Source organism: Flindersiella endophytica, assembly GCF_054779015.1.
This window is the reverse complement of the sequence record NZ_BAAGYY010000036.1, coordinates 431,433-442,607: the sequence shown is the minus strand read 5'-3', so window position 1 is coordinate 442,607 and position 11,175 is coordinate 431,433. Positions and strand designations below refer to the sequence as shown.

Annotated in this window: 10 protein-coding genes; 6 read left to right on the top strand and 4 right to left on the bottom strand. The window is 69.7% G+C overall.

Annotation, left to right across the window (positions count from 1 at the left end; all coding sequences use genetic code 11):
• Nucleotides 1–138 precede the first annotated feature (138 nt).
• The gene (locus ACYVF6_RS40600; RefSeq protein ID WP_460530299.1) at nt 139–1,449 is read right to left on the bottom strand and encodes an MFS transporter; all 1,311 of its coding nucleotides are present in this window, start codon (nt 1,447–1,449) and stop codon (nt 139–141) included.
• Nucleotides 1,450–1,484: 35 nt separating this feature from the next.
• Between ACYVF6_RS40600 and ACYVF6_RS40595 the strand changes: the two genes are divergently transcribed.
• From ACYVF6_RS40595 to ACYVF6_RS40585, 3 genes are all read left to right on the top strand, one after another.
• A complete protein-coding gene (locus ACYVF6_RS40595) occupies nt 1,485–2,024 on the top strand; it encodes an RNA 2'-phosphotransferase (protein WP_460530296.1) in 540 nt (179 codons plus the stop codon).
• A 16-nt stretch (nt 2,025–2,040) separates the two neighbouring features.
• On the top strand, nt 2,041–3,075 hold the full coding sequence (trpD, locus tag ACYVF6_RS40590) for an anthranilate phosphoribosyltransferase (RefSeq protein WP_460530293.1): 1,035 nt from the start codon (nt 2,041–2,043) through the stop codon (nt 3,073–3,075).
• A gap of 535 nt (nt 3,076–3,610) precedes the next feature.
• A complete protein-coding gene (locus tag ACYVF6_RS40585; RefSeq protein ID WP_460530290.1) occupies nt 3,611–4,432 on the top strand; it encodes a MerR family transcriptional regulator in 822 nt (273 codons plus the stop codon).
• Between the two features lie 255 nt (nt 4,433–4,687).
• On the opposite strand, the gene ACYVF6_RS40580 is transcribed toward ACYVF6_RS40585, so the two are convergent.
• On the bottom strand, nt 4,688–5,356 hold the full coding sequence (locus tag ACYVF6_RS40580; protein ID WP_460530287.1) for a transcriptional regulator: 669 nt from the start codon (nt 5,354–5,356) through the stop codon (nt 4,688–4,690).
• The gene (locus ACYVF6_RS40575; protein WP_460530284.1) at nt 5,353–6,570 is read right to left on the bottom strand and encodes a sensor histidine kinase; all 1,218 of its coding nucleotides are present in this window, start codon (nt 6,568–6,570) and stop codon (nt 5,353–5,355) included. Before ACYVF6_RS40575 ends, ACYVF6_RS40580 begins: the two co-directional genes overlap by 4 nt.
• 113 nt (nt 6,571–6,683) lie before the next feature.
• Between ACYVF6_RS40575 and ACYVF6_RS40570 the strand changes: the two genes are divergently transcribed.
• From ACYVF6_RS40570 to ACYVF6_RS40560, 3 genes are read left to right on the top strand one after another with little or no spacing between them, the layout of a single operon-like run.
• On the top strand, nt 6,684–7,616 hold the full coding sequence (locus ACYVF6_RS40570; protein WP_460530281.1) for an ATP-binding cassette domain-containing protein: 933 nt from the start codon (nt 6,684–6,686) through the stop codon (nt 7,614–7,616).
• Nucleotides 7,616–8,386, top strand: a complete 771-nt coding sequence (locus ACYVF6_RS40565; protein ID WP_460530278.1) for an ABC transporter permease — start codon at nt 7,616–7,618, stop codon at nt 8,384–8,386. The genes ACYVF6_RS40570 and ACYVF6_RS40565 overlap by 1 nt, the downstream gene beginning before the upstream one ends.
• A 2-nt stretch (nt 8,387–8,388) precedes the next feature.
• Nucleotides 8,389–9,177, top strand: a complete 789-nt coding sequence (locus tag ACYVF6_RS40560; RefSeq protein WP_460530275.1) for an ABC transporter permease — start codon at nt 8,389–8,391, stop codon at nt 9,175–9,177.
• Nucleotides 9,178–10,228: 1,051 nt separating this feature from the next.
• Here ACYVF6_RS40560 and ACYVF6_RS40555 read toward each other — a convergent pair.
• Nucleotides 10,229–11,134, bottom strand: a complete 906-nt coding sequence (locus ACYVF6_RS40555; protein WP_460530273.1) for an LLM class oxidoreductase — start codon at nt 11,132–11,134, stop codon at nt 10,229–10,231.
• Between the last annotated feature and the right edge of the window lie 41 nt (nt 11,135–11,175).

Below are 11,175 nucleotides of genomic sequence, written 5' to 3'. Positions count from 1 at the left end.
GATGTCCGTCCTGTTCTCGCAGTCCATGTTTGCCGTCCTTGGCATCGTCGGCCGCTTCCGAGCCGCGTCATGAGAGCAGCGCCAGCCACATCAGCCCTGCCACTCGCCGCCGCCGCCGACGCCTGCGGCTCGGCTGGCTTAGCGGCCCTGCCCCGGGCCCGCCACGTTCTCCGTGCTGTCGGCGTTGTCGATCTGTGGGGAGTCAGCGGCTTCTGTACCGCGTCGCGGGAGCAGCAGCGCCGACACCGCCAGTACGGCGACGCTGACCCACAGGCCGCCAACGACGCCGAGTGCCGTGCCGAGGATGCCGGCGCCGAGTGCACCGATCGGCTGGGCGATGCGCGTACACAGCGACCAGGCGCTCATCGCTCGCGTCATCACCTCGTCCGGGATGGCGGTCTGCCGGTAGGTCATCAGTGCGGCGTTGGACGGTGCGGTGAACGCGAGCATGCCGCCCAGGGCGAGGCCGACCATCACCAGGGCCGCCCACCTCGGAATGCCGGGCAGGCTGGCGAGCGGCATGAGTATCATCCACGGCCCACGCAGCTGCGCCGCCCACCACAACGTGGGCAGGACTCCGATCCTCCGGATCAGCGGCGCGGCCGCCCGCGCTCCGGCGACGCCCGCGAGGCAAGGGAGGCCGACCACGAGTCCGTACTGCCAGGAGGTCGCCTCCAGGCGGCGCATCAGCAGCAGCGTCTCCAGCGGCGAGATCATCATGACCATCGCGCCGAACAGAGAGTAGCTGAGCAGGCAACGACGTAACGCCTTGTGGTGCGCGAGAAACCGGCAGCCGGCCAGCAGCCGCTCGACCCGGCGCACGGAGTGGTCGGTCGCCGGCGGAGGTGGCTCGGGCTGCTTGATCCGTCCCACCGCGAACGCGCTGACCAGGAACGAGACGGCGTCGACCAGCAACGTACGGGCTGGGCCGAGCCACCCGGCCAGCGCGCCGCCGATCGCGGGACCGGCGGAGTAGCCGAGCCAGAACGTCGACTCCAGCTTGCCGTTGGCCTCCGCGAGCGCCAGGTGCGGCACGAGCGCCTTGAGGTGGACCTGGCTGGCCGAGCCGAACAGGATGGTGAGTCCGGCGTTGACCATGCCGGCGATGGCCAGGTGCGGGTAGGTCAGGCTGCCGAACACGGCCGCGGCTGGAACGCTGGCCAGGCTCAGCGCGCGGATGACGTCGGTGCCGATGAGTACCGGCCGCTTCCGCCGATGCTCGAAGAACGCGCCGAGCGGAAGCGCCAGCGCGGCGGCGGTCGCTGCTGACAGCGCGGTGAGCAGCGAGACCTGGAACGTCGACGCCTTCAGCGTCACCACGGCGACGAGCGGGAGGGCCACCAGGCCGACGGCGCTGCCGAGATCGCTGACCGCGCGGGCGAACCAGAGGCGGGAGAAATCGCTGTCTCCGCGGACCGAACCGGAGGGCTGAGTCTCGACGGCGGCCATCCTCGCGACGCTAGTGGATCCGGCAGAATTGGCCCGTGGAACACGCCGAACGTACTCGCGTGAGCAAGCGGCTTTCCTATGTCCTGCGGCACGATCCGGGCAGCATCGGCATCGAACTGGACGACGCGGGCTGGGCCGACATCGACGAGCTGCTCGCCGCACTCAGGTCGCACGGCCTGCGGTTACGGCGTGACCAGCTCGACGAGGTGGTCGAGACCAACGAGAAGCGGCGTTACGCCATCGAGGGCAACCGGATCCGGGCCAACCAGGGACACTCCGTCGCCGTTCAGCTGGACCTGCCGCCCGCGCAGCCGCCGGACGTGCTGTTTCACGGCACGCCGCAGCGCAACGTGCCGCCGATCCTCGAGCGCGGGCTGGACAGAGGCACGCGGCACCACGTACACCTGTCACCCGACGTCGCCACCGCGCAGAAGGTCGGGCAGCGCCGCGGCCGGGCGGTCGTGCTGCGGATCGACGCGGCCGGGATGACGCGCGATGGCTATAGGTTCTACGTGAGTGACAACGGCGTATGGCTGACCGATCATGTGCCGGCCGCGTATATCCGTGCTGAGTAAGGCTGGGGAAGATCCGATGTCGATGTCCTGGAAGAACGTGCTGAGCGCGCTCGTGGCCCGCCGCGACCTCACCGACTCCCAGGCAGAGTGGGCGATGACCAGCGTCGTCCGCGACGAGGCAACGCCTGCGCAGCTCGCGGGGTTCCTGCTGGGGCTGCGGGCGAAGGGGGAGACGCCGCAGGAAGTCGAGGCGTTCGCGCGGGCGCTGTACTCCCACTCCCACCGGATCGAAGTACCCGGCGTCATCGTCGACATCGTCGGCACGGGCGGCGACCTTGCGGGCACCGTCAACATCTCCACGATGGCCACGCTGGTACTCGCGGGCACGGGCGTCACCGTCGTCAAGCACGGCGGCCGCAGCGCGTCGTCGCCGTGCGGCGCCGCCGACGTGCTCGAGGAGCTCGGCGTCAACCTCGGGCTGCCACCGGAGCAGGTCGCCCGGCTGGCGACGGAGGCCGGCATCACGTTCTGCCTGGCGCCGTTGTTCCATCCAGGCATGCGGCACGCGGCGCCGGTACGCCGCGAGCTCGGTGTGCCGACCGCCTTCAACTGGCTCGCACCGCTGATCAACCCAGCCGATCCACGGCACCAGCTCGTCGGCGTGGCGATGCCCCACCTCGCACCGGTGATCGCCCAGGTCCTGGCCGCCCGCGGCTGCACCTCCCTCGTCGTCCGCGGCGACGACGGCTTGGACGAGCTGACCACCGTCGCGACCTCGCGTGTCTGGCTGGTCCGCGACGGCGACGTCACCGAGTCCGTCTTCGACCCGGCGTCGGTCGGCATCGATCGGGTTGCGCCCGAAGCCCTACGCGGCCAAACACTCGACTACAACGTCACCGCCGTCCGCGAACTACTCTCCGGCCGCCCAGGCCCAATCCGGGACGCCGTACTGCTCAACGCCGCAGCCGCACTCGCCACCCTCACCCTCGACGACCGCCCGCTGGCCGAGCAACTGGTCGACCCGATGGCCCGCTGCGCAGACTCGATCGACACCGGCGCCGCCGCCGACGTACTGGCGCGCTGGGTGAAGGCGTCCACCACCCAGGCCTAGTGGGCCTGAACGTTCCAGCCGCTCTGGTCGTTGACGATCCTCGCCCCTCAAGCTGCGGACACAGCAGCTCGAGCCCTTGGCACCGTGCCCCGGCCGCAGGACGGCACTGGACACCGCAGCCGCCCGACCACGCCGACCCACGTCGCCGGTCGTTGGCCGAGCCGCGGGCGCCATGGCCTGGCCACATGGCGGCCCTGGTCGCCGCGGCCGTTCGACCACCTTCACCCGCCCGCCCGTTGACGACCAACGTGGTTGAGCAAACGGCGCCGCGTCGGAGCGTCCGGCCCGGCGGGTTGACGGTCCACTCCGCCGACTGGCGTGATCTGCGCGCTCCAGCCGCCAGGCCGCCCTTCTCGAGGACTGCCCGTTGGCCGAGCAGCCGGCCGACCCGACCGGGCCTGCTACACACCCCGAGTTGCCCGCGCGTTGTCCTGCTGCCCGAGCAGTCGTTGCTCGCCGTCGTCGAGGCGGCGGTGTGCGCTCCCTGCCCGTGTGCCTTGACTCTCGACCTGCCGGAGAGTCTTACGCTGCGGGCGTGGAGCTGATCTCGATCGGGCGGTTCGCCCGGCAGACCGGGTTGTCGATCGGTGCCTTGCGGCACTACGCCGACCTCGGCCTGCTGGTGCCTGCTCGCGTCGACCCGTCGACCGGCTACCGCTACTACTCCTCAGAGCAGAGCGAGCCGGCCCGGCTGATCGCCGCGCTGCGCGAGCTCGATGTACCGCTTGCCCAGATCCGCAGCATGCTCGACGCGACCCCGGACGAGCGGCGCCGCCGCCTGGCCACGCATCGAGCCCGGCTGGAGGCCGAGATCTGGCGCCTGCAAGGCATCAACCACCGTCTCCGCATGATCGTCGAACACCAGGAGGACGCCACCATGTCCCGACCGCCGGCCTTCGCCCTGGACCCGGAGGACGAGCGCCGCCTGGCGGCCGCCCTCTTCAACCACGTCTGGACGCTGCTCGAGACTCCGGACCGCACCGTCGCCCAGGATGACGAGCTCCTGCACGCCGCACACGCGAGCCGGCATCACTGGGGCCAGGTCGGCAAACCGGTCAACTGGGGTCGCGGCGAGTGGCAGTGCTCCCGCGTGTACGCGGTCCTTGGCCGCTCCGAGCCCGCCCTCCACCATGCCCGGCGTTGCCTCGAGCTGGCGGAGGAGCACGACCTCGGTCCGTTCGACACCGGTGCCGCACACGAGGCCCTCGCCCGCGCCCATCTCGTCGCCGGTGACCCGGCTGCCTGCGCCCGGCACGTGGCACATGCCCGAGCACTGGTCGACCAACTGACCGACCCGGAGGACAAGCAGATCCTCGTCGCTGATCTCGACGACCTCGACGGTGCCGACCACTCCTAGGACTCCGACGGCCCCGTGGCCGCTGAGACCAGGATCGTGAAGCTCGGGCGGACTGCTCGCGGTCGAGCACCTGCACGCAAAGCCGTCCCGCAAAGACCCGGTTCGCGCTTCGTCACTATGGAGTTGTCGGTAGGCATGGTCCAGGTGAGCCGCACCTGGTTGCTCGCCGGCTGGTCATAGGCGAGGTCTCCGACCCGGCGTCCACCTGTCGCCGGACTCCGGAGAGAGACTCGACCAGCTCGATCCGGGAGCGCATCAAAATCGTGCCGGAGACACCACCCCCGTCTCATACGCGATGATCACCAGCTGCGCCCGGTCGCGCGCTTCGAGCTTGGCCAGTAATCGGCTGATGTGAGTCTTCACCGTCGCCTGACTGAGATGAAGCGTCTCCATGATCTCGGCGTTCGACAGACCACGCGCGATCAGTGCGAGCACCTCGCGTTCACGTTCGGTGACGCTGGCCAGCGCGTCCGGAAGCACGGTCGTTACCTCCGGCCGTCCGGCGAACGCCCCGATCAGCCGCCGAGTGACGCTGGGTGCGAGCAACGCCTCTCCGTCGGCGACGACGCGGATCGCCGCCAGCAGGTCACCTGGCCGGGTGTCCTTCAGTAGGAATCCGCTCGCACCTGCCCGCAACGCGGCGTAGACGTATTCGTCGAGATCGAACGTGGTCAGGATCAACACCCGCACGCCGGCGACTCCGTTGTCGTCGGCACAAAGTTGCCGGGTCGCCTCGATGCCGTTGAGTTCCGGCATGCGTACGTCCATCAGGACCACATCGGGCCGTTCGCGGCGAGCGACCTCGACGGCCTCGGCACCGGTGCCAGCCTCACCGACGACGGCGAAGCCAGGCTCGGTCTCGACCAGCAACCGGAGACTGCCTCGCACCAGCACCTGATCGTCGGCGATCAGCACGCGGATCATGCAAGCCTCCAGCGTGCCTGGACCGCGAACCCACCTTCGGCCCGCGGACCCGCCGAGAACGACCCGCCATAGAGCCCGACCCGCTCTCGCATGCCGACCAGCCCATGCCCGACGCCGTTGGGGACCACTCCACGCCCTGAGCCGTCGTCTGTGACGTCGACGCACACCTCGCCCTCAGACGCCGCAACGCTCACCTGGCAACGAGCCGGCGCGGCGTGTTTGACCACGTTCGTCAACGCCTCCTGGACGATCCGGTAGACAGCGAGCTGGGTGCTCGCCGGCAAACCGTCGACGTCGCGGACGTCGAGCTTCACCACCACACCGGCCATCGCCGCGCGGTCGGCGAGCTCGTCAAGGCCGGACAGTCCGGGTGCCGGAGCGAACTCCGCACCGGCACCGACGGCGGCTCCGAGATCGGTGCTGGTGCCGGCAGCTGCGCCGTTGCTGCCCACCCCGACCTCGGAGCCGGCGTCTGCGCGTAGCACGCCGAGCGCCTGGCGCATCTCGGTCAGCGCGTTCCGGCTGGTCTGCTCGATCACCCGTAGTGCCGCGGTCGCTTCCTCTGGCCGGGCCTGCGCCACGTGGTTGGCCACGCCGGCCTGCACCGCGATCAGACTCATGCTGTGGGCCACGATGTCGTGGAGCTCACGTGCGATCCGCAGCCGTTCCTGTGCGACAGCTTGTTCGGCGAGCTGCCTGACGTAGGCCCGCCGCTCGCGTACGGCCCGGCCGAGCGTCCAGGCCGCGCCGAGGATCCAGGAGCCCAGCGCAACCTGTGCCACACCGTCGGTCCACCACTCCGGTGGCTGTGCTGGGGACGTGCCCGGCGTGCCGAGCCCAAGCGTGAGAACCCCGAGAGCACTCACGATCCCAATCACCATCGTCGGCTCCCGCCGGTGTTTCCGGACGATCAGCGCGACCATATATAAGGCAAACGCCGCGGCGGCGAACGAGTCGCGCACGATGTCGAGCCGGTACGCGACGAGCGTTGCCAGCAGTACCGCGGCGAACACCGGCACCGGCGCGAGCCGGCGCACCGCCAGCGGCAGGCCGATCGCGGCGATCACCACGAAGTCGAGCCAGTCGGCAGGAGCGCCTGTCTGGTTCTGGCGCAGGCCGAGCAGGACACCGAGGAATCCGAGCGCCGCCAGGCAGTCGGCAGCGACCAGCTGACCTCGGCTCAGCCGGCCGTAGATGGGGCGCTCGTCGTGCATGGCCATGACGTTATCCGTGGGGGTGGGGGAGAGGCGTCAGCCCCAGGTATGAGACCGAAGACCAGCCCGTGCTCCGACGCGCTCACCCCTCCCCGCCCGGCAACCTGGCCCGCATGATCGACCTACGAGCCCTGACCAAGCGGTACGGGCGAACCCTCGCCCTGTCCGACCTGACGTTCGAAGTGAAACCCGGCCAAGTGACCGGGTTCCTGGGACCGAACGGCGCGGGCAAGTCCACCACGATGCGCGTCCTGCTCGGGCTCGACGCGCCCGACTCCGGCGATGCCCTGGTCAACGGCCGCCGCTACTCCTCGTTTCGGCGGCCGATGCACGAAGTCGGTGCCCTGTTGGACGCCAGCGCCGTCCATCCCGGCCGGTCCGCGCTCAACCACCTGCGCTGCCTCGCCCGCACCAACCGGATCGGCGACCGCCGGGTGGTGCAGGTGCTCGAGCAGGTCGGCCTCGCCGGCGTCGCGCGCAAGCGAGTCAAGGGATTCTCGCTCGGCATGAAACAACGCCTCGGCATCGCGGCAGCCCTGCTCGGTGACCCAGGCGTGCTGCTGTTCGACGAGCCGGTCAACGGCCTCGATCCCGACGGAGTGCGCTGGATCCGCGACCTGATGCGTTCCCTTGCCGCAGAAGGTCGAACGATCCTGATCTCAAGCCATCTGATGAGCGAGATGCAGGTGACGGCCGACCAGTTGATCGTGATCGGCCAGGGCCGCCTGATCGCCGACACCACCGTGCGCGAGCTGTCCGAGCGCTTCGCCAAGGGCGTACTGGTCCGCTCGCCGCGTGCCGAGCAGCTGACCGGCGTGCTGACGGCGGCCGGCGGCTCGGTGCTGGTCGAGTCCGACGGCGGGCTCGCGGTCAGTGGGCTGGAGGTCTCCCGGATCGGTGACCTGGCCGCCGAGCACGCGATTCCGGTCCACGAAGTGACACCGCGCAGCGCGTCGCTGGAGGACGCCTATGTCGAGCTCACCGCTGGGAGCGTCGAGTATCGCGCCGAGTCCACATCCGCCGGTAGTCGGAGGGAGTCCCTGTGATGCTTGGGATCTGGTCCTCGGAGTGGGTGAAGCTGCGGTCGGTCCGCTCCACCTTCTTCATCCTGGTGGCGATCGCGGCGATCATGCTGTTCGCCACCTGGATGGCCTACAACGGCTCCCGGATCTGGGACGACCTGGACGCCGCCCAGCGGGCCAGATTCCAGGCGGGCCCGCTCGAGCAGGCTGCGCTGCCGGCCATCCAGTTCTGTCTCGCCGTGCTGGGCGTGCTGGCGATGTCCTCGGAATACGGCAGCGGCCAGATCCGGGCCAGCGTCGTGGCCGTCCCGAGCCGGATCAGGCTGCTGGCCGGCAAGACCCCGATCGTGGCGCTCGCGGGCCTGCTGGTCGGAACCGCCTCGCTGTTCGGGATCTTCGCGATCGCGCGGGCAATCGTCGGCGATCGACCGATGAGCCCCGGCTACGGCACCCCCTCCGTCGACGAGCTGCCGATGCTGCTCATGTCCGGAGTGACGGTGATGGTGTTCGCCCTGCTGGGCTTGGCACTCGGGACCCTGTTGCGGTCGACCGCCGGAGCCATCGTGGTGCTCGCGGGGATGGCGTTCGTCCTACCGACCATCGCCACCTTCCTGCCCTCACCGTGGTACGAGCGGATCCAGTCGATCTTGCTGCCCAACCTCGCCGGCCAGATCGTCGACTACCGGTTGGCCGTTGGCGAGCTTTCGCCTTCGGCAGCAGTGGCCGTGCTCGTGGCATACCTCGTGGTGGTGGGCGGCGCCGCCACGTTCACCTTCGTACGAAGGGATGTCTAGGCATGCTTGGGACGTTGGCGGCGGAGTGGCTGAAGCTTCGCTCGGTGCGTTCGACCGCGTATCTGCTCGCTGTCGTCGCGGCCGGGGTCGGGTGCTGCCTGCTGATCTCGGTCTACGTCGCCGGCGTTTGGGACGATGCGACGGTGGCACAGCGCCAGCGGATCTCGGTCTCGCCGATGTACGAAGTGTCTGCGATCTTCAGCCAGATCTGTGTCGCCGTCCTGGGAGTGCTCGCGATCACCTCCGAATACGCCACCGGCTCGATCCGCGGCAGCCTGGTCGTGGCGCCGAACCGGCTGCGCGTGCTCGCTGCCAAGGCCGCCGTCGTCGGAGGCATGGGATGGCTGATCGGCACCGTCAGCGCGATCGCCGCCCTGCTCGGTGGCCGGGCCATCATGGGCGAGCGGGCGATCGCCTCCTATCACGCCCCACTGGCTGGCGAGGTCCGGCTGGCAATGGCCTCGGCGGTGCTGGTCGCGGTGTTCGGACTGGTGGGTTTGGGCATCGGCTGCACGCTGCGCTCCACTCCGGCTGCGATCGTGGTCGTGGTTCTGCTGTGGTACGTCCTCCCGCTGCTCGGCCTATCTCTCCCAGATCCTTGGGACGACCGCTACGCCTCGGTGATGCTGCTGGCCTTGTCCCGCGAACTGGCCGGAGCCGACGCCCTGACCGCCGGCATCGGTGGGCCAGACTACGTGCTCTCACCACTCGGCGCCCTGACCGCAATCGCGTTCTACATCTTGGCGGCGCTCGGTTCCGCCGCCCTGCGCCTGAGGAGGTCCGATGCCTGAGCACAGCCAGCCGTCCGATGCCCTCATCCCCGTCCATAGCTGGTGCCCGCATCGCTCCGGCGCACCTGACCCCCGCGGGCCGCCTGCCGTGGGCGTAGGTGCCCGCACCGGGCGCACACACCGACTGAGTGCCTCGGACCGGCCGAACCCATCGTCACTGTCGCGGCCTTGCGAACGACGGACCACGCGCCGCCGGCTACGCGCCACGGCTCGGACTACGTGCGTACCCCCGGCGCTGTGCCACTGATCACCGGCGACCACGGCATGTCGAGGCCAGGCGGCCGCCAGGTGCGCCCATCCGTTCCGCTGGGGCATCAAGTGCGAAGCGGAACGCCGCGGCTCGGCTTTCCGCGCTGGGCGCCCCCGCCTCAGGCGGCGCGGTGGCGTCCGGAAAGGTCTGAGGAGTGCCGACGTAGGGCGAGATCGCCCAGCCAGGCGACCGCAGCGCGCAGACATCGCGCGGCCGGCGTTTGCCGGGCGCGCATTCCCCCCAATTTCGCGGATGTCATCGCCAGATGGCACATAACAGATGAAACAGGGCGATAGGGAGCATGAGACCTGGTCGCATGACGCCCAAGCTCGCTGCGGTGATCCTGCTCGGCACCGGCATCCTGGCTGCGTGCGGTGCAGGTTCCGACAGCGGTTCGACCCACCGGGCTGAGGTTGACCAGTCGGCGCCAACACGGAGCGGTTGAGGCTTACCAGCTCCACAACAGGACGGTGCGCCGGTCGGAGAGTCGGGCACGACGTGGACCGGCTGATGAGGACGAAGGCACCTGACCCCGTTGGAACCCGGCAGGCGTTAGTTGGCTGGAAGGACCGGTAGGCCATCGTCGCAGCAGCGACCCGCTGCGCCCTCGGATGCCACGGTTAGAAGGCTTGCTGTCGCTGTGACCTGCAGCGCTCGGTGTGGAAAAGAGCATGCGGCAGCGTCACAGTCGGCTGGTCTGCGCATGCGCAGGACCGGTCGCGCCGGTCCCGCGCACCACATCAGGCACAGCGCCGAACCCCGTCAAGGACGTCGACCGTCGAGGCGCCGGCGGTAGCGGGTTCAGGCGATCCGCTGCTTGAGCTCCTCGAGCCGGGCGAGTTGCTCGTCGGTGTCCGCGTCCAGTGGATTCCAGATCACATGCCGCGCCCCGAGCGCCTCGAGTCGGGAAAGGTCTTCGATCACCTGGTCGAGCGAGCCGGTGAGCGGCATCCGTTCGTCCTGTGCCTGCTCGGTGATGGTGCCGTTCACCTGCACCACGACGGGAGCCGGCGGCTGGTCTGCAGGAGCCTGGTAGGCCTTGCGATACGCGTCGAGTAGACCGGCCGTCATGTCCCAGTCGAAGATCACGAGCGTCAGGCCGAGGCCCATCCGGCCGGCGCGCTCGATGGCGGCCGGAGCGGCCGCACCGACCAGCACGGTCGGCCCATCCGCGCGGACCGGCTTCGGGCCGATCTCGGCCTCTGGGATCTGGTAGACGCGTCCTTCGTAGCGCACTGGGTTCGGCCCCCAGACCGCGCGCATGGCCTCGATGTGCTCGGCGAAGCCGGCGCCGCGCCGAGACTGGGGTAGGCCCGCGGCCTCGTACTCCTGCGCCATCCAGCCCTGTCCGATGCCCGCGAGCAGCCGCCCGTTGCTGAGGCGGTCGACCGTCGCCAGCCGCTTGGCGAGCACGACCGGGTTGTGGAAGAGGCTGTTCACCACGCTCGTGCCGAGCTGGATCCGGCTGGTGCGGGCGGCGACGAAGCTGAGCGTCTCCAGCGGGTCGAACACGCTGCTGCTGGACTCGGGCAGCGGCATCGGGCCGACGCCGAACATGAACGGTTCGGCCGGACGCATCAGCCGTTCGTACGTCCACACCGACGCCAGACCGATCTCCTCGGCGCGTTCGGCGACCGCGCAGATGTGCTCCGGCGAGGCGTTTTGTCCGGTGATGGGGAGGTGGATTCCAAGGTCGATCGTCGTCATGCACGTACAGACCACCGCGGACCGGAAAACTCACTGGTCGG

What these genes read in the sequence shown, in the direction of transcription:
- ACYVF6_RS40600 (WP_460530299.1), bottom strand. Translation starts at nt 1,449, where the DNA reads ATGGCCGCCGTCGAGACTCAGCCCTCCGGTTCGGTCCGCGGAGACAGC.
- trpD (WP_460530293.1), top strand. Translation starts at nt 2,041, where the DNA reads ATGTCGATGTCCTGGAAGAACGTGCTGAGCGCGCTCGTGGCCCGCCGC.
- ACYVF6_RS40580 (WP_460530287.1), bottom strand. Translation starts at nt 5,356, where the DNA reads ATGATCCGCGTGCTGATCGCCGACGATCAGGTGCTGGTGCGAGGCAGT.
- ACYVF6_RS40575 (WP_460530284.1), bottom strand. Translation starts at nt 6,570, where the DNA reads ATGCACGACGAGCGCCCCATCTACGGCCGGCTGAGCCGAGGTCAGCTG.
- ACYVF6_RS40570 (WP_460530281.1), top strand. Translation starts at nt 6,684, where the DNA reads ATGATCGACCTACGAGCCCTGACCAAGCGGTACGGGCGAACCCTCGCC.
- ACYVF6_RS40565 (WP_460530278.1), top strand. Translation starts at nt 7,616, where the DNA reads ATGCTTGGGATCTGGTCCTCGGAGTGGGTGAAGCTGCGGTCGGTCCGC.
- ACYVF6_RS40560 (WP_460530275.1), top strand. Translation starts at nt 8,389, where the DNA reads ATGCTTGGGACGTTGGCGGCGGAGTGGCTGAAGCTTCGCTCGGTGCGT.
- ACYVF6_RS40555 (WP_460530273.1), bottom strand. Translation starts at nt 11,134, where the DNA reads ATGACGACGATCGACCTTGGAATCCACCTCCCCATCACCGGACAAAAC.